Source organism: Myxococcota bacterium, assembly GCA_041389495.1.
GTDB lineage: Bacteria > Myxococcota_A > UBA9160 > UBA9160 > UBA4427 > JAWKRT01.
In genome coordinates, this window is record JAWKRT010000001.1 from 65,165 (window position 1) to 88,286 (window position 23,122).

Consider the following 23,122-nt stretch of genomic DNA (forward strand, 5'->3'; position numbering starts at 1 on the left):
CTAGCCGACGCTGCCTTCGAGGCTCACGCCGAGCAGGTTCTGCGCTTCCACCGCGAACTCCATCGGGAGCTCGCGCAGCACTTCCTTGCAGAAGCCGTTCACGATCATCGAGATCGCGTCCTCTTCCGGGATGCCGCGCTGGCGGCAGTAGAAGAGCTGGTCCTCGCCGATCTTCGAGGTCGTCGCCTCGTGCTCGACGGTCGCGTCGTCGTTCTTCACCTCGAGGTACGGGAACGTGTGCGCGCCGCACTCGCTGCCGAGCAGGAGCGAGTCGCACTGCGAGTAGTTGCGCGCGCCCGTCGCCTTGGGGCCGATGTGCACGAGGCCGCGGTAGCTCTGCTGTCCGTGCCCGGCCGAGATGCCCTTCGAGACGATCGTGCTCTTCGTGTTCCGGCCGATGTGGATCATCTTCGTGCCGGTGTCGGCCTGCTGGCGCTTCGTCGTCATCGCGACGGAGTAGAAGGCGCCGACCGAGTCGTCGCCCTGCAGGATGCAGCTCGGGTACTTCCACGTGATCGCCGAGCCCGTCTCGACCTGCGTCCACGAGATCTTGCTGCGCTTGCCGCGGCACGCGCCGCGCTTGGTCACGAAGTTGTAGATGCCGCCCTTGCCGTTCTCGTCGCCGGGGTACCAGTTCTGGACGGTCGAGTACTTGATCTCCGCGTCGTCGAGCGCGACGAGCTCGACGACGGCCGCGTGCAGCTGGTTCTCGTCGCGCTGCGGTGCCGTACAGCCCTCGAGGTACGACACGTAGGCGCCCTCGTCGGCGACGAGCAGCGTGCGCTCGAACTGCCCGGTGCCGGCCGCGTTGATGCGGAAGTAGGTCGAGAGCTCCATCGGGCAGCGCACGCCCCTGGGCACGTAGGCGAACGAGCCGTCGCTGAAGACGGCCGAGTTGAGGCACGCGTAGAAGTTGTCCGAGTACGGGACGACGGAGCCCAGGTACTTCTGGACGAGCTCCGGGTACTCCTTCACCGCCTCGCTGAACGAGCAGAACAGGATGCCCTGCTTCTCGAGCTCGGCCTTGAACGTCGTGGCGACCGACACGCTGTCGAAGACGGCGTCGACCGCGATGCCCTGCAGGCGCTTCTGCTCGAGGAGCGGGATGCCGAGCTTCTCGTACGTCTCGAGGATCTCGGGGTCGACCTCGTCGAGGCTCTCGATCTTCTTCTTCTGCTTGGGCGCGGCCCAGTAGACGATCGACTGGAAGTCGATCGGCGGGTGGCTCACGTTCGCCCACGTCGGCTCGGAGTGCTCGGCGAGCATCTGCTCGAAGCGGCGGAGCGCCTTGAGCCGCCACGCCAGCAGCCACTCGGGCTCTTCCTTCTTGGCGGAGATGAGGCGGACGACGTCCTCGGACAGCCCGGGCGGGATCTGGTCTTGCTCGACGTTCGTCGTGAAGCCCCACTTGTACTCGCGGCTCGCGAGCTTCTCGAGGTCGGCGTCGGTGGCCATGCGGGCTACTCCGCTCGCGCGCGCGGCGGCGCGCCGGGCGTTCGTTCGAGGAGGCGGAGCGCGTCGCTCGCGAAGTGCGACGCGCCGAAGTGCGGGTCGACGAGGTCGGCGAGCGTCACCGCGCGCAGCGCGTCGCGCACGACCTGGTTGATCGTCGTGATCGGGTCGCGCACCGCGCAGCGCACTTCGTGCAGGCACACCGAAGGGCCGACGGCGCACTCCGTGATCGCGACCGGCCCCTCGAGCGCGTCGATCACCTCGGCGACCGTGATGCGCTGCGCGGGTCGCGCGAGCGCATAGCCGCCCTTCGAGCCGCGCTGCGACTCGAGGATGCCGCCGCGCGCGAGCAGCTTGAGCACCTTGCTGACGACGGGAACCGGGAGGTCGACGTCGGCCGCGAGCTCGCGCGCGTTGTGCGGCTCGGGCTCGCTCGCACCGAGCGCGGCGTCGGCGGGCGCGCCCTTCGCGAGGTGCGCGAGCAGCACGATGCCGTAGTCGGTGATCTTGCTCAGTCGGAACATGCGGGTCCTGGCGGCGCCGCGGGGCGCCGCGAGCGGCTTCGAGTCGGTCGGGGGCCGCGCGCCCGGTGCGCGCAGCTCGCGCCGCCCCGGGCGCGACGGCGCGCACTATATCGGACCGCTTCGGTCCCGTAAATGTCGGACTGAAGAGGTCCGATTCCCGGCCGCGCGCCGACCTTCGGGAAAGACCCGAGTGAATCCAGTGGCTTAGCCGGGGGCGGGTGCAGCGTCGACGAGCGGCGCGAAGAGCCCGAGCCCGTCGCGCCGCCACGCGAGCGGCGGCGACTGCATCTCGCCCGGCGCGCACAGGCGATGGCCGCCGAGGCCGGCGAGCGCCTCCCGGGCCTCCGCGTCGCCGATCCCGGCGACGGCGATCGTCGACAGGAAGCGGGCGATCGGCGCGACGGCCTCGCGCAGCGCGGCGACGCTCGCGACCGGGTGGAGGCGCGCGAAGCGGTGGAGCGGTGCGGCCCGCCATCGCGCGTCCGGCTCGAGCACGACGGTCGAGGCCGCGGCCTCGCGCAGCACGTGCGCACGGCGCGCGTCGGCCGACGCGAAGCGCAGCCGCGCGCTCTCGCGCTCCGCCCGGATCGCGGCGGCGGCCGCGGTGTCGACCGCGCCGCGCGGCGCCGCGCGCTCCCGCTCCTCGAGCGCGTCGGCGAGCGCGTGCGCGAACGCGACGAGCGCCTCCGGCGCGCAGCCGACCGCGAACACCGCGGCCGGCGACAGGCACCCGAGCTGGTCCCAATCCGCGACGTCGACGGCGAGTGCGCGCGCGGTCGCCGCGTCGAGCGCGGACGGCCCGAGGACGGCGATCGACAGCCGATGCCCGTAGCCGACGAGCGACTGCTGCGGCGAGAGGCGCGCGCGCACCGCGTCGAGCGTCGCGTCGGCGCCGCTCGCGACGATGCACTCACTCGCGAAGAAGGCGCGCGCGCGGGCGTCGTCGCGCGCCGGGTCGAACGACGCGATCGCCGCGCACCGCCCGAGCGCGGCGTCGACCTCGGCGATCGAGCGGAGCACGAGCGGCAGCGTCGCGGCGTCGCGCGACGCAGGCTTCGCGAGCACGGGCGTGCGCACGGCGAGCGCGCACACGACGTGCAGCAGCGTCGGCATCGGGATCGAGCCGGCGAGCAGGAGCGAGGTGAGCGGCGCGCCGTGCGCGTGCGCGCGCGCGCCGAGCTCGGCGTCGAACGCCGCGCGGAACGCGTCGCCCGTGAAGCCCGCGAGCGCGCGCGCGAGCGCGTCGCGCACGTTCGCTTCCGAGAAGCCCGCGGCGCGCGCGTGCGCGGGGACGAGCGCGCGCTGCCACGGGCCGTCCGGGTCGCTCCACGCGTCGAGCACGCGCGCGAGCGCCGCGACCACCTCGTCGTGCGGGCGCGCGCGGAGCGCGCGCCCGGCCTCGCGCAGCACGCGCGCGGCGCCGGCGACGTCGCTCACGACCCGCTCTCGCCCGCGCCTTCGCCGCCCGGCTTCGGGCCCGCGCCTGCGCCTTCCCCGCCTAGCATCGCGTCGGCGGCGATCGAGCAGCCGCGCTCCTCGGCGCCGGGCGAGCGGCCGAGCACGACGAAGCCCTCGCCGTGCCGCGCCGACGCCGCATCGCTCCCCGCGGCGACGATGCGCCCGAGGTCCGCCGTCTCGATCGCCGCGACGCTCCCGGTGTTCGCGAGGTCGTGCACGACCAGCACGCCGACCTCGCCCGGCGCGACGTCGGCACCCGTCGCGGGGTCGATCGCGCGCACGCGCGCCCACGGCGGGCCGAGCTTGCGCAGCGGCCCGCCCGGGTCGGCGAGCGACGCGTCGTAGAACTGCGAGCCGAGCTCCGTCATGCCGTACTGGTTGACGACGTGCGAGCGCGGGAGGCCGAGGGCCGCGGCGATCGCCGCGTGCAGCTCGTCGCGCGGCACCTCGCGCGCGCGTCCCTTGAACCCGCCCGTCTCCATCGCGCGCGATCCGGGCGGGAGCGGCGTGGCCGCGGTGCCCGCGCGCGCGTCGAGCCAGTGCACGAACGCGAACGCGGTGCCGAGCAGCGCGACGGGCTCGCGCGCGCGTCGCGCGTCGTCGAGCGCGCGCTCGAGCGAAGCGGCGTCGAGCGCGCCGTCGCGCACGTCGAAGCCGCTCGCGTCGGTGCCGCGCGCGGCGAGCAGGCAGCCGAACATGTGCGAGAGCGACGAGTCGGGCGCCTCGGCGGGCGACGGCGCGAGCACGCGCATGCGCATGCGTCCCGCGACGTCGGGGAACAGGAGATGGGAGAGCGTCGGGAGCAGCGACGCCTCGTAGAGCGCGAGCGTGTCGAGCGCGAGCTCGCCGCGCTGCTGCGTCGTCGTCCCGCTCGTCCGGAACACCTTGACGGTTCGCGCGGGCTCGAAGCTCGCGATGCGCAGCTCCTTGAACGCGCCGGTCGGCACGGCGGGAACGTCGCGCCAGCCGCGCACGTTCTCGCGCGTGCGGCCGAGCGCGCCGCAGTAGCGCGCGTACGGCGCGCAGTGCGCGAGCTGGAACGCGAAGAGCTCGAGGGCGAGCGCCTCGAAGCGCGCGTCGTCGCGCGCGAACGCGGGCGCCCGAGCCGCCTCGCGCATCCACGCGCGCACGCGCGCGTCGAGGTCCGCGCGCCAGGCGTCGCGCTCCGCCGGGCGCGCCGCTCCGCGCGCGCCGTCGCGACCGCCGGTCATGCCAGCGCGTCCGCGAGCGCGTCGATCGCGGCCGAGAGCTGGCTCTCGGCGATGCAGAGCGGCGGAGTCAGCGACAGCACGCGGCCGCCGTCGCCCGACGGCAGCAGGATGAAGCCGCGCGCGAGCACCTCCGCGCACGCGCGCAGCGCGCGCGCTGCGTCCGCGCACTCGACGCCGATCATGAGCCCGAGCCCGCGCACGTCGGTGACCGCGTCGAGGCTCGCGAGCCGCTCTCTCGCGCGTGCGAGCGCTCGCGCGCCGAGTGACGCGCTCCGCTCGACCAGCCCGTCGGCCTCGAGCGCGCGGATCGACGCGAGCGCGGCGGCGCAGCTCGCCGGATGTCCGAGGAAGGTCTGCGTGTGGAGCGCCTCACCCGTCGACGCGGGCCACGCGTCCATCACCTCCGCGCGGCCGAGGCACGCGGCGATCGGCATGCCCGACGAGAGTCCCTTGCCGATGCAGAGCAGGTCGGGCGCCACGCCCTCGTGCTCGCACGCGAAGAGCTTCCCGGTGCGACCGAAGCCCGTGTACACCTCGTCGGCGACGAGCAGCCAGCCGCGCTCGTCGCAGAGCGCGCGGAGCGCGCGCAGGAAGCCGCGCGGCGGCACGCGTTCGCCTCCGCGCCCCTGCACGGGCTCGACGAGCACGGCGCCGGTCGCGACACCGCGGGCCGCGAGCGCGTCGGCCGCGCGCGTGACGTCGGCCGCGTCGCCGAAGCGCGCGTGCGCGCAGGCGTCGGGCAGGCGCGCGGCGAACGGCGCCCGGAAGTCGCTCCGCCACGTCGCGTCGAGCGCGCCGAACGCGAGCCCGTGGTAGCCGCCCTCGAACGCGACGACACCCGCGCGGCCGGTCGCGAGCTGCGCCGTCTTCAGCGCCGTCTCGACCGCATCCGAGCCCGACGAGACGAGCACGCCGCGCGCGTCGCCACCGCCCGGATAGCGCGCGACGAGCGCCTCGAGCAGCTCGACCTTCACGCGCGGCGGGTGCACGTCGCCCATTCCGTGGAGGAGCTCGCGCGCCTGTGCGGCGATCGCATCGACGACGTCGGGATGCGCGTGGCCGACGTTCGCGACGCCGAAGGCGCCGGAGAGGTCGACGAAGCGGTTGCCGTCGACGTCCCAGACGTTCGCGCCGTGCGCGCGCTCCCAGAAGACGGGCGCGTCGGGGACGAGGCACGTGACGTTGCGGCTCTCGACGCGCGCGAGGCGCGCGGCGAGCGCGCGCGAGCGCGGGCCGGGAACGCCCGCGACGAGCGCGGGCGCGAGCGGGGCGAAGCGCTCGCCCGCGCCTGCGGCGGAGTCGCGCGAGTTCGGGGCGTCGGGGGGCGACACGGCGGCCGATGCTAGCAATGCGCCCGCGCGCGCCGGCACGAGCGCGCCCGCCGGCGCGCGACGCGTCAGCGCGGGTCGAGCGCGATCGCGCGCCCCTCGGACGCAGCGGGCGGCGCGATGCCGAGGAGCGCGGCCACGGTCGGTGCGACGTCGATCGAGCGCACGTCGCCGAGCGCCGCGCCGCGCCCCGTGCCGCGCCCGAGCGCGAGGAAGACGCCCGCCATCTCGGGCACGCTCGCGACGTCGTAGCCGTGCATGCCGCGCGGCCCGCCCGCGCCGCCGAGCACCCGTGCGAGCCCTCCCCGCGCGCTCGTCAGCACGCGCGTCGGACCCGCGACGACGACGACGTCGCCGACGCGCGAGGGATGCGCATAGCGAAGCCGCGGCGGCAGGTCGTCGCGCGCGTAGGCGGCGACGCCGTCGATGCCGGCGAGTGCGGCGACCGCCCGCGCCGCCTCCTCCGAGCCGGGCGAGTCGAGGTGGACGTGTGCGACCGCGCCCGCGTGCACGACGCGCGCTCTCACGCCGGCTGCGCGGAGTGCCGCGCCGACGTCGATCGGCGAGCCGGCGTCGATCATGCCGTGGTCGCTCACGACGACGAGCGTCGTCGCCGCCCACGCTTCGCGCGCGTCGAGACCGGCGAGCAGCCGCCCGAGCTGGGCGTCCTGCGCGCGCAGCGCGGCCGCGACCTCGGGCGATGCGGGGCCGTGCTCGTGCCCGGCGTGGTCGGCGCCGTGCCACCACGCCATGACGAGCTGCGGTCGTTCGCCCGGCGGCAGGTCGAGCCAGGCGAGGATGCGGTCGACCTTCGCGCTCTCGGGCACCTTCGAGTCGAACGGCCGCATCCGGTACGTCGCGCCCGCGCCTCGCCAGTCGGTCTCGGACCCGACCCAGAAGAAGACCGCCGCGCGCACGCCCTGTCGCTCGGCCGCCACCCAGAGCGGCTCGGCGTCGATCCAGCTCGCGTCGGCGCCGTAGTCGAACTCCTCGCCGCGCGCGCGATCCCGGAACCGGTTCGCGACGATGCCGTGCACGTCCGCCGGCGCGCCCGTCGCGACCGTGACGTGGCTCGGGAACGTGAGCGAGGGGAAGGGCGGGAGCAGTCGGGCCGCGCGCGCGCCCTCGCGGCGCAGGCGCGCGAACGCGGGCAGGTCGGAGCGCTCGAGCATGTCGAAGCGGACGCCGTCGAGCGAGAGCACGACGACCGTCGGCGCGCGCGCGGCCGCGGCGGTGTCCGGCGCGACCGCGCCGCTCGGCTCGGTCGCCATCGAAGCGGGTGTGTGCGCGCGGTCGGCGCCCGCGAAGCACGCCGCGAGCGCGAGAAGCAGTGCGAGCAGGGCGGCGCGCGCGGCACGACGCGTCGCGCGCGTCGTCGGGATCGGCGAGGACGGAGCTCGGCGTCGCGCGGTCGGCATCGCGGCGCGATGATACCGGGCGGACGGGAGGGGAAGCGCAACGTGACGGTGACGGCGTGCATCGGGCTCGGCGCCAACCTCGGCGATCGCGAAGCGACGCTGTGCGAGGCGATCGATGCGATCGAGTCCACGCGCGGCGTCCGCGTCGTCGCGCGCTCGTCGCTCTGGGAGACCGACCCGGTCGGTCCGCCGCCGCAGGGCCCCTATCTGAATGGGGCCGTGCGCATCGAGACGTCGCTCGACGCACGCGCGCTGCTCGCCCGGCTCCACGAGATCGAGGCCGACGCGGGACGCGTTCGCGCGGACCGGCCGCGCAACAGCGCGCGCACGCTCGACCTCGACCTCCTGCTCTTCGGCGACGCGCGCATCGACGAGCCCGCGCTCGTCGTTCCGCATCCGCGTCTGCACGAGCGTCCGTTCGTGCTCGTGCCGCTCGCGGAGGTCGCGGGCGAGCTGTGGCATCCGGTCCTGCAGCGGACGATCGCCGAGCTCGCGGGTCGCGCGGGCCGCGCAGGCGTGCGCGGGCGCGCAGACGGCGAGCGCTCCGGGAGGTGACGAGCATGGCGATCGCGGCGGTCAGCATCGCGCCGGTGGGCGAGGGGACGAGCGTGTCGGCGTACGTGGCGGCCGCGCTCCGCGTCGTGCGCGCGCAGGAGCGCGTGCGCTATCGGCTCGACCCGATGTTCACGACGCTCGAGGGCGACCTGCGCGACATCCTCGACCTCGTGCTGGCGATGGAGGAGGCCGTGTTCGCGGCGGGCGCGCGGCGCGTGGGAACCGTGCTCAAGATCGACGACCGGCGCGACCGAACGGCGTCGATGGAGGCCAAGGTCGAGGCCGTGGAGCGGAAGCTGGCCGAGCACGACGGGTAGCGGCCCGGCTACGCTGCGTCCCGGCCACGACACCGTGAGCGTGGTCACTGCGCGCACAGGCAGGCCGACTCACGCTGCCCGCGGCCGCCGACCGAAGGTGGGATCGCACAAGTCGGTGCGCCGGGTGGCGCGGATCTGGAGGGGAGAGCGGTGGACACGTCCTGCAATCTGGTGGCACAGCGGTTGGCGTCGGCGCGCCGTCGTCGGCCTGCGGTGCGCTCGCGCGCCGGCCGCGTCCTCTCTCGTGCGTTCCTCGCCCTGCTCGCCTGCGCGGCGCTCGCGCCGGCCGCGTCGGCTGGAACGACCGTCCTCTCCTTCCTCTACCCCGACGCGAGCGACATCGCGGAGTTCCGCGCGCTGATCGGGTTCGGGTCGGGAAACTACGAGCACGAGGTGAGCCTCGGCGTTCCGACGCCGAACGGCCCGGTGTTCTCGGCGCAGATCGCGATTCCGGACGACAAGGACGTCTACGTCGCGATCGTCGCGGTGAGCCGCGGCGGCCTCCGGAGCGCGCCGTCGAACGAGCGGATCCGCCGGACGACGGCCGATGTCCTGGGCGCGCCGGGCGAGCCGATCGTCGAGCTCTACTGAGGGCCCCACGCGGCCCCTGGCCGCGACGCCCGCGCGCGGCGCCTCCGGCCCCGCCCGCAGCCCGGCTCGCGGGGGGCCTCCCCCGGCGCTGCGACGTCGCCCCCGATCCCGTACGCTGCCGCCGCCCCGAACTCGCGAGCGCGGGGCGCGCCCGTCCCCCCACGCGTGCGCGCTCTCCGGGCTCGCCGCAGCGGCGCGGCTCGCGGCTCCGCGAGCCCGCGCGCACCCGTGAATCCAGGACCGGCGCGCCCGGGACGACGTCCGTCGTCGCAGCCTCCATCGCGATCTTTCGCGCGATGTGGGGCCGGTGACCATCATCACGTCGTATGTGCGCGACTTCCCCGATGATCCGGCCGCCGCTGCGACGGGGCAGCGGTCGTTCTGCCGACGAAGTGCGGCGAGAGAGCGCGAAGCGGGTTCGACACGGAAGCGAGTTCGACGCACCGGGGAGCGGCGGAGCGAGAGATGTCGAGGGGACGGATCCGGCACCAACGATGGCGAGCGAGCTCGACGCGATGCGCGCGCATCGCGGCCACCTCGCTGCTCTGCGCGCTCGGCCTGCTCGTCGCGGGCAGCGCTGCCGCCGTCGACGTCGTCGGACAGACCAACGTCGGCGTGAGCTTCTCCCCCGCCTCGGGTCCGGTCGCCGGCTACTTCGTGTATCTGCAGACGGGCGACGAGCCCGCGCCCGGCCGCCTCGCCGCGGCCCTTCCCGCCGGCCAGGTCGACTTCGAGGTCGGCGCGAACTACGGCGAGACCGTCACGGTCCGCGTTCGTCCCTACGCCGCGAACGGCCAGCTCGGTCCGTTCTCTCCGCCTTCCCAGCCCATCGCGTTCGTTCCCGACGTGCCCGGCATCGACACGCCCGCCGAGCCCGACGCGGACGTCGGCCTCGTGTTCGCGCCGTTCCAGACCGGCACGTCGGTGCAGGTGCAGGTGCACCGAAGCGATCTCAGCATCGCGGGCACGTTCGACATCCGGCCGCCCGGTGGCGCGTTCACGCCCGCCTTCCTCGACATCCGCGCCGCGCGCTGCGACTTCGATGGCGACGGAACGAGCGAGTACGCCCTCGGCTTCGGCAGCGGCTCGCGCGGTGTCGTCGAGCTCCGGCGCGGTCAGTCGCGCGGCTTCTCGACGATCGCGACGCTCGCCGTCGGCACGAGCTCCTTCCACTCGCGCAGTGGCGCGACGTTCCCCGCGTGCGGCGATGTCGACGGCGACGGCCGCGACGAGCTCCTGATCGGTCGCGGTGCCGGCGGCGACGGCATCGTCGACGTCTACGACGATGCGAACGCCGGCTTCGCGCACCTGCGGAAGATCGTGCTCGACTGGGACGAGTACGCGCAGTCGGTCGGCGAGACGCGGCCCGCCGCGGGCGACATCGACGGCGACGGTCTCGACGAGGTGTTGATCGGTCTCGGAGCGGGCGGCCAGGGCTTCGTCGCGGTGCGCGACGACATGGCGCAGCGCTTCGCCACGATGTGGACGCCGAGCGCGCAGCGCGGCTGGCTCCAGTTCGATCGTCCCGGCGCGGACGGCGCCACGTGGCCTTCCGCCGTGCAGCTCGACATCGACGGCGCCCTCGAGGTGGTGGTCGGTCTCGGCAAGGGCTCGAACGGCGAGCTCGTCTTCCTCGAGGACGCGACGCGGCGCGCGGTCTTCTCGTTCGCGTTCGAGCCGCTTCCGGTCACGAAGGCAGGCGCGACGTCGCTGTTCGCGGGCTTCTCGTCCTACAACTCGTCGAACGGCGAGGTCCGACCCGGACGCGTCGACCTCGACGAGGACGGCACGGACGAAGTGATCGTCGGCTTCACCGCGGGCGGCCTCGGGCGCGTGCACCTGCTGCGCCAGGGCGCCTATGGCCCGTCGACGACGAGCAGCACCTGGCTCGGCCTCCCGCAGTGGCTGCTGGCTCCGAACGGGCCCGGGCTCGCGCGCTGACGTCGCCGCGAGCCTGCGCCAGCCCACCCGCCGCACATTCCCGATACCCACGATCGACAATTTGTAACGTCCAGCGCGATGGACTACTCAGACTTGCCGGTGCCAGGGGGGAGGCACGGGGCGCGCCCGCCCACGGAGATGCGGCCCATGGCTCATCCGCTGCCCGCCAGTCGCGAGAAGGAGCTCTCCGCCGAGGTCGCGCGGGTGATCGAGCGCGACGAGCTCGAGCCGGCGAGCGCGGAAGAGATCCTCACCTGGGCGATCAAGAACTTCCACCCGAGGCTCGCGCTGTCCGCGAGCTTCGGGGCGCCCGACGGGATGGCGCTCCTCCACATGATGCACGCGATCGAGCCGGCCTCGCGCGTGGTCGTGATCGACACGGGCCGGCTCCCGCAGCAGACGTACGACCTGATCGATCGCGTGCGCGATCGCTTCGACAAGAAGGTCGAGGTGCTCTTCCCCGACGCGGCCGACGTCGGCGAGATGGTCCGCGAGCACGGGCCCAACCTGTTCTACGAGTCGATCGAGAAGCGGCGGCAGTGCTGCCGCATCCGCAAGGTCGACCCGCTCCGCCGCTACCTGTCCGAGCTCGACGCCTACGTCACGGGCCTCCGTCGCGACCAGAACGCGAACCGCAGCAGCACGCGCAAGGTCGAGATCGACCGCGCGAACGGCGGCGTCGTGAAGATCAACCCGATCGCCGACTGGTCGCACGAGCGCGTGATGGCGTACGTGCACGAGCACGACGTGCCGCTGAACCGACTGCACGCGCAGGGCTATCCGTCCGTCGGCTGCGCGCCCTGCACGCGCGCCGTGAAGCCGGGCGAGGATGCGCGCGCGGGGCGCTGGTGGTGGGAGGAGGACGGCACGAAGGAGTGCGGTCTCCACCTGCAGATCGAGGAGGGCGGCTCGGGGATCTGAGCCGCGCGGGCGCATCGCGCCGCGACGGGGATGCCCGCGACGGCGGCGTCCAGGACTGGAGGGAACGTGGATCCTCGCCGCCGACGATTTCTCGCGACTTCGCTGCGCGTGCTCGCCGGCGCGAGCCTCGTGCGCTTCGGCGCGTCGCCCCGCGTCGCGCGCGCGGCGACGCTCTCCGATGCCGCGCGGCGTCTCCTCCCGACGAGTCCCTACGTCTACGTCTCGCCGCTCCTCGCCGATGGTCGCGAGAGCCGCTGCCACGCCGAGCTGTGGTTCGCCTGGCTTGACGAGGCAGTCGTCGTGATCGTCGCCGCCGACCGGTGGAAGGCGCGCGCGCTCGCGTCGGGCCGCGATCGCGCGCGCATCTGGGTGGGCGACCACGGGCGCTGGCGCGGCTTCGTCGGCACCAACGAGTCGTTCCGCTCGGCACCGAGCTTCGACGCGCGCGGCGCCGCGAGCCGCGACGCCTCGCTGCTCGACCGGCTGCTCGCGACCTACGCGACGAAGTACCCGGACGAGATCGATGCGTGGCGCGATCGCATGCGCAGCGGCTTCGCCGACGGCTCGCGCGTGCTCATCCGGTACACGCCGGCCTGAGCCCTCGCTCCCGCCCGTCGGCGCCGCGGCCGCGCAAAGCGGCGCAGTCGGCGCGCAGGCGGGCGGCAGCGCTCGCCCGCACGCGGCCGGCGCGCTCAAGTGCGCGAGCGAGAGGCCGATGCTCCGCGAGGCCGCGCGACCCTCTCGCGCGGCCGCGCTCGGAGGTGCATCGATGGTCACGCCCGCCGGCCTGCTCGCCCGCTCGACGTCCCTCTCGCGAGCGCTCGACGGAGCGAAGCACCTCGGCGGAGTCGCGTGCACGATCGCATGCCTCCTCCTCGCGTTCCCCGGTGTCGAGATCGCGCGCGCCGACGCGCCGCCCGAGGCCGCGGCCGAGTGCCGCATTCCGGATCGCACCGCCCGCCGCGCGGAGATGCACGCGAAGGCGAAGCGCGTCCGCACGCAGATGCAGCTCGCGGCCGGCGCCGACGGCCAGGCGTTCGTTCCGCTCAGCACGACGGGCATGAACTATCGATCCGCCACCGGATCCGAGCTGCGCGCGATCTCGCGCGAGCTCTCGAGCGCGCCGCCCGCCAGCCCCCGCTAGTCGCGCCCTCCCGCCCGCGGCGTGCGCCGCCGCGGGCCTCCCGGTCCGCCCCCGCGATCTGTGCCATCCTCCGGCCCGGTTTCGCGCCCCAGCCCGAGCGACGGCCCGTCGTCCGCCGTGCGCACGCGGGGAAGCCACGCACGCATGGATCCCGGCTCCACACTGCGACTGCGTCGGGTGACCGGCCTCGCGGCCGTCGCCTGGGCGATCGCCGCGATCGGCTACTCCGTCTCGATCCTGTTCGTCGCGCCCGACGACCTCGCGCTCCCGCTGCGCTGCTCGGTCGCCGGCACGCGCGCGCTCGTCGAGTGGTCGACGCCCGAGGCGCAGAACGCGGGCGTGCAGCGCGGCGATCGGATCCTGTCGATCGACGGCATCCCGATGAGCTCCGTGCTGCGCGAGGGCGTCGGGTTCCTCGAGCCGGGAAGCGCGAACCGCTACGCGATCGAGAAGCCCGACGGGCGCGTGCTCGTCGTCGATCTCGCCCCCGCGCCGGCGAGCTTCCATCGCCGGCCCGGTCAGACGCTGCTGCACGTCGCGCTGCTGTGTGTCGCGGCGCTCTACCTCGGCGCCGGCGGCGTCGTCTGGTGGAGCCGCCACGAGCGCGCGGACGCGTGGGCCTTCATGCTGTTCTGCTCGATGATGGCGGCCGACGTCGCGTCGTCGCCGCGTCTCGACCTCGCGCCGTGGTCGTTCCCGCGCGTGCTCGCCAACCTGCCACTGCTCGGCGCGTCGGCGTTCCACCTGTTCTCGTCGTATCCGATCGAGCCCAACTGGATCGTGCGGCATCGGCGCATCCGCGCGCTTCCGTACCTGGCCGCGCTCGTGCTCGTGCCGCTCGTGCTCTTCGCGGGCGCGTTCGGCGACGCGGGTGCCGCGGTCGTCTACGAGAGCGCGTTCTTCTTCGGAACGGGGCTCGCGGTCGCGTCGCTCGCGATCCCGTTGATGGAGCGGCGGCGCGCGTACGACGCGGGCATCGGCGCGCGCACCGACATCATGATCCTCGCGGCGACGCTGAGCCTGCTGCCCGCGCTCCTCGTGCTCGTCGCCGAGGCGCTGCTCCAGGTTCCGCTGCCCGTGCACCTCGTGCTGCTGTGGGTGGCGATCTTCCCGATCGCGGTCGGCTACGGGATCCTGCGGCGCCAGCTCTTCGACTTCCGGATCGTCGCGCGCTCGTCCGCCGCGTACGGCGCCTCGACGCTCGCCATCACGGGCCTCTTCGCCTTCCTCATCACGTTCGCCGACACGCTCGTCGACCTGTTCGGCGTCGACGAACGCTCGGTGCAGGTCGCGTTCCTCTTCCTCGCGATCCTCGCCTTCGATCCGCTCCGCGACCGCATGCAGCGGCTCGTCGACCAGCTCTTCGACCGCGACCAGTCGCGCTACCGCTCGGCGGTGCGCGAGATCTCCGAAGCGATGGTGTCGATGCTGAGCCTCGGCGAGATCAGCGATCGCATCCTCATCGCGGTGACGGAGACGATGGGCGTCGATCGCGCGGTGGTGCTGCTGATCGACGAGCGCGACCGCGTGCTGAGGCCGTCCGCGCAGCGCGGCGACTGGGACGAGGACGACGTCGAGATCGAGATCCCGGCCGACCATCCCGTCTGGCGCCAGCTGTGGATGCGGCGCGAGGAGCTCTCGCGCGCCGACTTCGACGACGAGACGGACACCGAGCGGCGCGAGGCGTGCTGGGACGTGTTCGACTCGCTCGAGATCGAGCTCCTCGTCCCGATCCTCTTCGGCGTCGACCTGCTCGGCGTGATCGCGGTCGGTCGCAAGCTCTCGGGCGAGCGGCTCACCGTCGACGACCGACAGCTCCTGCGGACGCTCGCGAACCAGAGCGCGATCGCGATCGAGAACGGCAAGGCGTTCGACGAGATCGCGCAGCTGAACGAGACGCTCGAGGCGCGCGTCGAGGAGCGCACGCGCGAGCTGCGACGCACGCAGGCGCAGCTCATCCAGAGCGACAAGCTCAAGTCGCTCGGCCAGCTCGTCGCGGGCGTCGCGCACGAGCTCAACAACCCGATCGGGTTCGTGCACGCGAACCTGCAGCTGCTCGACGAGTACCTCGAGAAGCTCGCCCGCGCGCAGGGTCCGCCGCGGGACCCCGAAGCCGCGGAGAAGGCGCGCGCGGCGATCACGAAGCTGCTGCAGCGGAGTCGCGAGGGCACCGAGCGCGTGAAGCAGATCGTGATGGACCTGCGCTCGTTCTCGCGCACCGACCAGGCGGAGCTCCAGCGCGCCGACCTGCACGAGGAGATCGAGCGCACGCTCGGCCTCATGGAGCCGCGGCTCAAGAACAAGGTCGAGATCAAGCGCGAGTACGGCGAGATCCCGCAGGTCCGCTGCTACCCCGGGCAGCTCAACCAGGTGTTCATGAACCTCGTGATGAACGCCTGCGACGCGATGGGCGACGGCGGCACGATCACGATCCGCACGCGCCCCGGCGACCTCGGCGTGCACCTCGAGTTCGCGGACGACGGACCGGGCATCCCGGCCGAGGTGCGCAACCAGATCTTCGATCCGTTCTTCACGACGAAGCCCGTGGGCGCGGGTACGGGCCTCGGGCTCTCGCTGTCGCACGGCATCATCGAGCGGCACGGCGGGCGACTCTCGGTCGAGTCGACGCCCGGGCACGGAGCGACGTTCCACATCGACCTGCCGCTCGACGCTCCGCCGCCCGACGAATAGACTGCGCGCCTCGCGCGTTCCCGCACCACGACGACAGGAGTCGCCATGAAGCTCGGACTGATGGCGGGCTATTCGCCCGCGTCGATGTCGCTCCCGATGGACACGATCCTCGAGGCCGAGCGCCTCGGGTTCGACTCGGTGTGGACCGCCGAGGCCTACGGATCGGACGCCGTGTCGCCGGCGGCGTGGATCCTCGCGCGCACGACGAAGATCAAGGCGGGAACGGCGATCATGCAGATGCCCGCGCGCGCGCCCGCGATGACGGCGATGACCGCGATGACGCTCGACGGCCTCTCGGGCGGGCGCTTCGTGCTGGGCCTCGGGCCGTCGGGCCCGCAGGTCGTCGAGGGCTGGTACGGCGTCCCGTACGGCAAGCCGCTCACGCGCACGCGCGAGTACATCGAGATCGTGCGCAGGATCTTCGCGCGCGAGGCGCCGCTCACGCACGACGGCGAGCACTACCACATCCCCAACACCGGCCCGGGAACGACGGGGCAGGGCAAGCCGCTCAAGAGCATCCTGCACGGGCGCGCGGACCTGAAGATCTACACGGCCGCGATCTCGCCGAACGGCATCGAGTGCGCGGCCGAAGCGGCGGACGGCTTCTTCCCCATCTGGATGGATCCCGAGCGCTACGACCTGTTCGCGCCGCACGTCGACAAGGGCTTCGCGGCGGCGGGGCGCCCGAAGTCGCTCGACGACTTCGACGTCGCGCCCTTCGTGACGGCCGTGCTCGGCGACGACGTCGAGAAGTGCCGCATGCCGGTCAAGGCGATGATGGCGCTGTACGTCGGCGGCATGGGATCGAGGAAGAAGAACTTCTACAACGACTACGTGACGCGCATGGGCTTCGAGGCCGAGGCGAAGCGGATCCAGGATCTCTACCTCGACGGCAAGAAGGCCGAGGCCGCGGCGGCGGTGCCCGACCGGCTCGTCGACGCCGTCGCGCTCGTCGGGCCGCGCGAGCGCATCGTCGAGCGGCTGGCGGCGTGGAAGGAGGCGGCGGCGCGCAAGCACGTCGGCTCGATGCTGATCGGCGGCGGCGTCGACGCGTTGCGCGTCATCGCCGAGGAGGTCCTCTAGCCATCGCGCGCGCGCTGCGCGCAGCGATCGTCGCCTTCGCGGCGTTCGTCGGGCTCGCCTCCGGCGGGCTCGCGCGCGCGGACGACGCGGCTCCCGGCCGTCCGAACGGCTTCGACGTCGCGGACGCGCGCGTGCCGCGCGACGAGATCCTCGCGGGCGGGCCGGTGCGGGACGCCATCCGCGCCGTCGACGCCCCCGGGTTCGCGTCGGCCGACGACGCGAAGTGGGTCGCGCCCGACACCGTCGTCGTCGGCCTCGCGCTCGGCGGCGAGGCGCGCGCCTACCCCGTCCATCTGCTCGAGTACCACCAGGTCGTGAACGACGTCGTCGCCGGGACGCCCGTCGTCGTCTCGTACGATCCGCTCGCCGGCGCGCCCGTCGCGTTCCGCGCCGTCGTGAAGGAGGGCGAGGCGCCGCTGCGCTTCGGCGTCTCGGGGCTCGTCTTCCAGTCGCACGCGCTGCTCTTCGACCGCGAGAGCGAGAGCCTGTGGTCGCCGCTGCGCGGCGAGGCGATCGCCGGGCCGCGCGCCGGCACCGCCATCGCGCGACTCCGCGTCCGCCAGGAGGCGTTCGCCGTCTGGCGCCACCGGCATCCGGACACGCGCGTGCTCGAGCGGCCCGACCCCGAGCGCGTCGACTACCGCTACAGCCCGTTCGAGGCCTACTGGGTCTCCGACACGATCCCGTTCCCCGTCGCGGCGCGCGACGATCGCTACCACCCAAAGGAGGTCGCGCTCGGAATGGAAGCGGGCGGCGTCTCGCGCGCCTATCTCGGCTCGGTGCTGACGAGCGCGGGCGGGCGCGTGGTCGACGTGATCGCGGGGCACCGCGTGCACGTCGCGTACGACGGCGCGGTCGGCGCGTTCAGCTGGGAGGCGCCGGACGACGTCCGCGTCACCGACGCGTACTGGTTCGCGTGGAAGGCCTTCCATCCGGACACCGAGGTCTGGCGGCCGGAGGGCGCCGCGAGCGCGCCCGACGACGAAGGTGCGGCGGAAGGTCGTTAGTCGGCCGCGGCGTCGTCGCCCGCCGGTGGCTCCGCGTTCTCGCACCACTTCTGCAGCGCGCGGAGCGTCGCGTCGATGCGCTCGATCAGCATCCGCCGCACCTCGAAGCGATCGACGTCGGCGCCGATCAGGTGCACCTGGTTGCGCGCCGCGAGCTTGAGCGAGACGCGCGTCCGCGCCGGCTGCGCGGCGTCCTCGGGCTCCTCGACGAGCGCGTAGAGCTGGTCGAACTGCAGGCTTCCGATGCTGCACGAGACGGCGAGCCGCTCGGGCGCCTCGACGATCTGCGGCGTCTCGTTCATGACGAGCGCGACGTTCCCGAGGCGGCTGCGCCAGCGCACCTTCGCGCCGGCGATCGGGAAGGCGTCCGGCGCATCGACGAGGGCCGTGCGCGCCTCGTCCCAGCGAACGATCTCCGCCGCGCTCGTGAGAGCCCGCCACACCCGCTCGCGCGGCGCCGTGACGACCGCCGCCATCGCCGTCGTGATCACGGCGCGAGGATTAGCTCGCGCGAGGAACGGCGCAACCTCGCGAACGCGCTTCGGAACTCGTCGGTCGTGAGCGGGTGGATTGGCCTTCGGAAGTTCTGCCGACACGGCGGCGTGTCAGTCGTCGCTCCGCTCGACGGGCCAGTGCGGATGCCACGGTCGTTCGCGCTCGAACGCGAACGCGGCCTGCAGCACGAGCGCGTCGGCGAGACGCGGCCCCGCGATCTGCATCCCGACCGGGAGCCCCGCGCGCGAGAGCCCGGCGCGCACGCTCGCCGCCGGGCCCAGCGAGAGGTTGAACGGCATCGTGAAGCTCCCGATGTTCGCCGGCGGCTGTGCGCGTCCCTCGACCTCGGCCGCGAGCGGGCCGCGCGCGGGCGGCGGGTCGTACGGGATCGTCGGCGTGAGCAGGAGGTCGACCTGCTCGAACAGCGCGGCGCACCAGTCGTGGATCTCCCGGCGCCGCACTCGATAGGCGTGCCATCGCTCGATCGTCATGCGCTCGGCGCCGCGCTCGACGCCTTCGAGATAGGCGCGCCCGAACGCCTCGCGCCGCTCCGGGAGCCAGGGGGCGAGCTTCGTGCGCTGCTCGAACGCGCCGAGCAGGCTCCATTCCCGGCCGGGCTCCGGCGGGCCGCCCGCGATCGGCACGATCGCGTGACCGAGGCGTTCGAAGACGAGCGCCGCCTCCTCCACTGCGTCGGCGACGTCCGACTGCACGACCGCATAGCCGAGGTCGGGCGAGAACCCGAATCGCAGGCGGCGGCCCGCGCGCCGCAGCTCGTCGAGCGACGCTGCGAACGGCCGTTCGGGCGCGGGCAGCGAGAAGGGATCGCTCGCGTCGGGCCCGCACGTCGCGTCGAGCTGACGCGCCGCGTCCTCGACGGTGCGCGTGAGCGGGCCCTGCACGGACGTGTGGTCGATGTTCCAGAGCTCGCCCGGCCCCTGCGCGATGCGGCCGAACGTCGGCTTGAGGCCGAAGCATCCCGTGCACGAGGCCGGGATCCGCACCGAGCCGCCGCCGTCGCTCGCCGTCGCGATCGGCACGACGCCGCCCGCGATCGCCGCCGACGCGCCGCCGCTCGAGCCGCCCGGTGTGCGCTCGAGGTTCCACGGGTTGCGCGTCGCGCCGAACAGCGGGTTCTTCGTGACGGCCGTGTGCCCGAGCTCGGGCGTGTTCGTCTTGCCGACGACGATCGCGCCCGCCGCGCGCAAGCGCGCCACCTGCGTCGAGTCGCGCTCGGCGACGGCGTCGGCGAAGGCGCGCGAGCCGAGCGTCGTCGGGAGCCCCTCGGCGTCCTCGAGATCCTTGACGCCGAGCGGGAGGCCCTCGAGCGCGCGCGCCTCTCCGCGCGCGCGCCGCGCATCCGACGCGCGCGCATCGGCGAGCGCCCGCTCGCGATCGCGCAGGTTCGTGAACGCGTTGAGCGTCGGCTGCGTGTGCGCGATGCGTTCGTAGACCGCGTCGACGAGCTCGACGCACGAGAGCTGGCGCGCGTCGAGCGCGGCGAGCAGCTCGCCGACGGACGCGCGCAGCGGATCGTTCGGGGCGGCGGGGCGTGTCATGGCGTCCTCCGCGGGCGGCGGCTCGCCGCGCCCGCCTCGCGACGGCGTCAGGCCGTGCGCGCGTCGCGGCCGGCCTCGAGCTCCGCGAGGAACCCGAGCAGCAGCTCGATGACGGCGTCCGGCCGATCGATCTGCACGTGGTGACCGGCGCCGGCGACGACGGCGAGGCGCGCGCGCGGCAGCTCGTCGCACAGTGCGCGCGCGCCCTCGTCGGACAGGATCTCGCTCTCCTCGCCCCGCACGACCAGGGTCGGGCACGCGACGCGCGCGGGGTCGGGCCGCTCGGCCGGCGGCAGGCCGAACCAGCGCGAGTCGAACTTGTACCCGAAGCGCCCGTCGGGCAGCTCCTCGACGGAGTGCCGCGCGATCGCGCGGCGCAGGGCGTCGGCCGCGTGCTCGGCGTCGGGCAGGAAGCGGAAGCGCTCGACGGCCTCCTCGCGCGTCGCGTAGCTCCGCCGGAAGCTCAGCGCGAGCCGCAGGCGCCGGCTCCTGCGCTTCTCGCTCCCGCGCGAGGGGTCGAGGAGCACGAGGCCGCGGGGCGGGTCGTCGGCGGCGCGCGCGAGCGCCACGTGCGCGCCCATCGAGTGGCCGACGAGCACGCAGTCGCCCGCGCCGACGTGCTCGAGCAGCGCGCGGAGGTCCTCGTCGAAGGCGCCGGGGCGGAGGTCGTCGGGGCGGTCGGAGTCGCCGTGGCCGCGGAAGTCGAGCGCGACGACGTGGCGGCCCGCGGCGAGCGCGGGCGCCACGTGGTCCCACCAGTGGGCGTTCGCGCCGCCGCCGTGGAGGAGCACGACGAGCGGCGCGCCGGCCGCGCCCCAGTGGAGTGCGTGGAGTCGGGGGCCGCGATCGCCGACCCGGAGCTGCTCGCTGCGCGGAAGCACGGTCCGCGCAGGCTACCCGGCGCGCTGCCGAGCGTCGACGACAGGCCGCATCCCGCTCGACGGGAGCCCCCCGAGTTCGGCCGCGAGACGCCTTCTCGCGGCGTTTTCCGGCTTGCCACGGGGGTCGCTTGCATTATGCTCCGCGCCACCGACGTGCCCGAGGGTGTACGTCGGCGTCAATCGTGACATGGGGGTGTCGTCGTTCGTCGCGGAGTGCGGCGTTGCATGCGGCGATGCTTGGAGAGGACGGAACGACATGGCAGCGAAGAAGAAGAAGGCCGCGGGCCGCAAGGCGGCGAAGGCGACGGGCGATCTCATCATCTCGAAGTCGCGCGTGAAGGCGGCGGTCAAGAAGTGCAACGTCGGTGGCGAGTTCTACGGCGCCCTCGACGCGGCGGTCCGCAACCTGATCAAGGCGGCCGAGGAGCGCGCGGTCGGCAACAAGCGCAAGACGCTGAAGGGCGTCGATCTCTAGGCAGCTGCCAGGGACGAATCAAGGGGCCCGCCGGCCGAGCCGGCGGGCCCTTCTCTTTTCCGCGCCCGCGCCCGCTCGCCCGCGGCGCGCCCGGGCGGGGCGCGCGCGGCCGCCTAACGTTCGCCGTCGTCGCCCGGTGCGTCCGTGCGCGCCGGCCGCGCCGCATCCGGGTCGAGGTTCGCTCCGACGCGGAAGAGGTGCTCGACCGTCGTGCGCGCGAGCGCGTCGACGAGCGTCGTCGCGTTGCGCGCGGCGACGTGCTCGAGCCCCGCGCTCGCGAAGCGCGCCGCCTTCTCGATCGAACGCGGCAGCGTCTCCGTGTCGCCGAGCGGCAGCGCGTCGGCGACCGCCACCTTGTTCGCGAGCGCCACGAACGCGTAGAAGAACGCGCGCCGCGCCTCGGGCGCGAGGTCGAACGCCGCGCGGAAGATCGCGTGCGAGCCACCCGCGATGGCGGGCAGGTTCGGGATCCAGACCGGCAGGTCCCACTCCGTCGCGGCGACGTCGACCGGGCGCTCGGCGAGCACGTCGCGCTGCTCCGCGTGCAGGAAGCCGTAGATCCGCATCGCGTCGTCCCACTCCGGGAAGCCGAGGTCGGCGAGTCGACCGCTGCGCCAGCGCAGCGACCACTCCTCGAGCTCGGTCTCGAGCTCCCACATCACCGCCTGCATCATGCGGAAGTAGAGCCAGTAGTCCTCGCGGAAGAGCGCGTCGAGGAGCGTCGCCACGTCCTCGACGTCGTCGCCGTCGGCGCGCGCCCAGAACCAGAACTGGCCCTCGAGCGTGCGCGCGCCGGGCGGCGCCTGCCACTGCTCGTCCTTCGGATCGAGCGCGACCTCGATGCGCGAGCGCAGGAAGAGCGCGAGCACCTCCGCGTCGATGGCGTGCGCGGCGCGCACGAGCGTCTCGTCGCCGGCCTCCGCGATCACGGCGAACCACTGCGAGAGCGCGGCGCGATCGGGTGCGAGGCCCGCCCACGCGTCGAGGTCGAAGCAGGTCGCGATCTGGCGAGGCGTCGCGCTCGCGAGCAGCCAGCTCGCGTCGTCGAGCCCCGACGCCTTCACGGCGAACACGAGCTCGGCATCGGGGAGCATCGGGATCGCGTGCTCGGGCGCGGGCAGCAGGCCAAGCAGCTTCGCGCGCTGCGCGGCCGGCGCCTCGCACACGACCGCCACCTGGATCGGAAGTGGGAGTGCGGCGAGCGCGCGCTCGGCCTCGCGCTCGTCGCGTCGGGCGAGGGCGAGGATGCGTCGGGCTTCGGGGAGGACGTCGATCGGGGCCGGGGGGCCTTGCATCGCGCGCAACCTAGCAGGTCGCCCGCGCGGAACGACGTCGCGCCCCGCCACCCACGGTGCGGCGCGCCGCGCCCCCCGCGGCGCAACGCGCGCCGCGTCGTGCAGCGCTCCGCGCCGGCGAGTAGAGTCGCTCGCATGGTCGAGCTCGATGCCGTTCGCCGCGCGCTCGCGCGCCACGAGCCGCTCCTGCTGCGCGACGCGGCGCGCAGCCAGGCGGCCGTCGCGATGATCCTGCGCGAGGGTGGGCGCGCCGCGGGCTCTGCGCCCGAGGTGCTCTTCATCGAGCGCGCGCGCCACGAGGGCGATCCGTGGTCGGGGCACATGGCGTTCCCGGGCGGCCGCGTCGACGCGGCCGACCCGCACGAGCGCGCGGCGGCCGAGCGCGAGACGCTCGAGGAGGTCGGGCTCGACCTCGCGGGTGCGCACCACATCGGAAGGCTCGACGACCTGCCCGGCCGCGGCGCCGCGAAGGAGCACGGTCTCGTCATCTCGGGGCACGTCTACGTCTGGGAGGGCGACGCGCCGCTCGCGCTCGACGCGCGCGAGGTCGCATCGGCCTTCTGGTTCCCGCTCGCCGACCTCCACGTGCCCGCGCGCCACGTGCCGCACACGTATCCCGGGGCGCAGATGGAGTTCCCGGGCATCCTCGTCGGGCAGCCCGGGCGCCACGTCGTCTGGGGGCTGACCTATCGATTCCTCGAGGTGTTCTTCGGGATCGTCGGGCGCCCGCTCCCCGAGCGCTGGTCGTTCGACCGCGACGAGGCGATGTCCTGAGC

22 protein-coding genes are annotated in these 23,122 nt (G+C 74.0%); 12 read left to right on the forward strand and 10 right to left on the reverse strand.

Going from position 1 to position 23,122, the window contains the following annotated elements:
- The 6 genes from sufB to R3E88_00370 all read right to left on the reverse strand — a co-directional run bounded on the left by sufB (position 1) and on the right by R3E88_00370 (position 7,391).
- On the reverse strand, positions 1-1,455 hold the full coding sequence (sufB, locus tag R3E88_00345; GenBank protein MEZ4214899.1) for a Fe-S cluster assembly protein SufB: 1,455 nt from the start codon (positions 1,453-1,455) through the stop codon (positions 1-3).
- A gap of 5 nt (positions 1,456-1,460) precedes the next feature.
- Entirely contained in the window at positions 1,461-1,976 is a 516-nt protein-coding gene (locus tag R3E88_00350) for an SUF system Fe-S cluster assembly regulator (GenBank protein MEZ4214900.1), read from the reverse strand.
- A 204-nt stretch (positions 1,977-2,180) separates the two neighbouring features.
- The gene (locus tag R3E88_00355; protein ID MEZ4214901.1) at positions 2,181-3,413 is read right to left on the reverse strand and encodes an acyl-CoA reductase; all 1,233 of its coding nucleotides are present in this window, start codon (positions 3,411-3,413) and stop codon (positions 2,181-2,183) included.
- Positions 3,410-4,645 carry an acyl-protein synthetase gene (locus R3E88_00360; protein MEZ4214902.1) on the reverse strand — a complete coding sequence of 412 codons (1,236 nt, stop codon included), beginning with the start codon at positions 4,643-4,645 and terminating at the stop codon, positions 3,410-3,412. Before R3E88_00360 ends, R3E88_00355 begins: the two co-directional genes overlap by 4 nt.
- The gene (locus R3E88_00365) at positions 4,642-5,976 is read right to left on the reverse strand and encodes an aspartate aminotransferase family protein (GenBank protein ID MEZ4214903.1); all 1,335 of its coding nucleotides are present in this window, start codon (positions 5,974-5,976) and stop codon (positions 4,642-4,644) included. Before R3E88_00365 ends, R3E88_00360 begins: the two co-directional genes overlap by 4 nt.
- Before the next feature lie 65 nt (positions 5,977-6,041).
- On the reverse strand, positions 6,042-7,391 hold the full coding sequence (locus R3E88_00370) for an ectonucleotide pyrophosphatase/phosphodiesterase (GenBank protein ID MEZ4214904.1): 1,350 nt from the start codon (positions 7,389-7,391) through the stop codon (positions 6,042-6,044).
- Between the two features lie 42 nt (positions 7,392-7,433).
- On the opposite strand from R3E88_00370, the gene folK reads away from it, so the two are divergent.
- The 10 genes from folK to R3E88_00420 all read left to right on the forward strand — a co-directional run bounded on the left by folK (position 7,434) and on the right by R3E88_00420 (position 17,641).
- Complete coding sequence (folK, locus tag R3E88_00375; protein ID MEZ4214905.1) at positions 7,434-7,946, forward strand: 2-amino-4-hydroxy-6-hydroxymethyldihydropteridine diphosphokinase; 513 nt, start codon at positions 7,434-7,436, stop codon at positions 7,944-7,946.
- 5 nt (positions 7,947-7,951) lie between these two features.
- Entirely contained in the window at positions 7,952-8,263 is a 312-nt protein-coding gene (locus R3E88_00380) for an MTH1187 family thiamine-binding protein (GenBank protein ID MEZ4214906.1), read from the forward strand.
- Positions 8,264-8,476: 213 nt separating this feature from the next.
- Positions 8,477-8,854 (forward strand): hypothetical protein, encoded by a 378-nt coding sequence (locus R3E88_00385; protein MEZ4214907.1) that lies wholly within the window; start codon positions 8,477-8,479, stop codon positions 8,852-8,854.
- Between the two features lie 465 nt (positions 8,855-9,319).
- A complete protein-coding gene (locus tag R3E88_00390; protein MEZ4214908.1) occupies positions 9,320-10,795 on the forward strand; it encodes a VCBS repeat-containing protein in 1,476 nt (491 codons plus the stop codon).
- 147 nt (positions 10,796-10,942) lie between these two features.
- Positions 10,943-11,716: a phosphoadenylyl-sulfate reductase gene (locus R3E88_00395; GenBank protein ID MEZ4214909.1), complete on the forward strand. Its 774-nt coding sequence runs from the start codon at positions 10,943-10,945 to the stop codon at positions 11,714-11,716.
- Positions 11,717-11,782: 66 nt separating this feature from the next.
- Positions 11,783-12,313: a hypothetical protein gene (locus R3E88_00400; GenBank protein MEZ4214910.1), complete on the forward strand. Its 531-nt coding sequence runs from the start codon at positions 11,783-11,785 to the stop codon at positions 12,311-12,313.
- A gap of 172 nt (positions 12,314-12,485) precedes the next feature.
- Positions 12,486-12,860: a hypothetical protein gene (locus tag R3E88_00405; protein ID MEZ4214911.1), complete on the forward strand. Its 375-nt coding sequence runs from the start codon at positions 12,486-12,488 to the stop codon at positions 12,858-12,860.
- A gap of 144 nt (positions 12,861-13,004) precedes the next feature.
- Positions 13,005-15,551 carry an ATP-binding protein gene (locus tag R3E88_00410; protein ID MEZ4214912.1) on the forward strand — a complete coding sequence of 849 codons (2,547 nt, stop codon included), beginning with the start codon at positions 13,005-13,007 and terminating at the stop codon, positions 15,549-15,551.
- Between the two features lie 45 nt (positions 15,552-15,596).
- Positions 15,597-16,634 (forward strand): LLM class F420-dependent oxidoreductase, encoded by a 1,038-nt coding sequence (locus R3E88_00415; GenBank protein ID MEZ4214913.1) that lies wholly within the window; start codon positions 15,597-15,599, stop codon positions 16,632-16,634.
- 131 nt (positions 16,635-16,765) lie between these two features.
- Positions 16,766-17,641, forward strand: a complete 876-nt coding sequence (locus R3E88_00420) for a DUF3179 domain-containing (seleno)protein (GenBank protein MEZ4214914.1) — start codon at positions 16,766-16,768, stop codon at positions 17,639-17,641.
- On the opposite strand, the gene R3E88_00425 is transcribed toward R3E88_00420, so the two are convergent.
- From R3E88_00425 to R3E88_00435, 3 genes are all read right to left on the reverse strand, one after another.
- Positions 17,638-18,132 carry an SRPBCC domain-containing protein gene (locus tag R3E88_00425; protein MEZ4214915.1) on the reverse strand — a complete coding sequence of 165 codons (495 nt, stop codon included), beginning with the start codon at positions 18,130-18,132 and terminating at the stop codon, positions 17,638-17,640. The two genes, R3E88_00420 and R3E88_00425, sit on opposite strands and share 4 nt — an antisense overlap.
- Before the next feature lie 114 nt (positions 18,133-18,246).
- Positions 18,247-19,695 carry an amidase gene (locus R3E88_00430; protein MEZ4214916.1) on the reverse strand — a complete coding sequence of 483 codons (1,449 nt, stop codon included), beginning with the start codon at positions 19,693-19,695 and terminating at the stop codon, positions 18,247-18,249.
- A 47-nt stretch (positions 19,696-19,742) separates the two neighbouring features.
- A complete protein-coding gene (locus R3E88_00435) occupies positions 19,743-20,576 on the reverse strand; it encodes an alpha/beta hydrolase (GenBank protein MEZ4214917.1) in 834 nt (277 codons plus the stop codon).
- A 256-nt stretch (positions 20,577-20,832) separates the two neighbouring features.
- On the opposite strand from R3E88_00435, the gene R3E88_00440 reads away from it, so the two are divergent.
- Complete coding sequence (locus tag R3E88_00440) at positions 20,833-21,051, forward strand: hypothetical protein (GenBank protein MEZ4214918.1); 219 nt, start codon at positions 20,833-20,835, stop codon at positions 21,049-21,051.
- Between the two features lie 113 nt (positions 21,052-21,164).
- Here the strand turns inward: R3E88_00440 and R3E88_00445 are convergent, their stop codons facing one another.
- Positions 21,165-22,346 carry a DUF6178 family protein gene (locus tag R3E88_00445; protein MEZ4214919.1) on the reverse strand — a complete coding sequence of 394 codons (1,182 nt, stop codon included), beginning with the start codon at positions 22,344-22,346 and terminating at the stop codon, positions 21,165-21,167.
- Between the two features lie 135 nt (positions 22,347-22,481).
- Here R3E88_00445 and R3E88_00450 point away from each other — a divergent pair, with 135 nt between their 5' ends.
- Entirely contained in the window at positions 22,482-23,120 is a 639-nt protein-coding gene (locus R3E88_00450; GenBank protein ID MEZ4214920.1) for a CoA pyrophosphatase, read from the forward strand.
- Positions 23,121-23,122 lie beyond the last annotated feature (2 nt).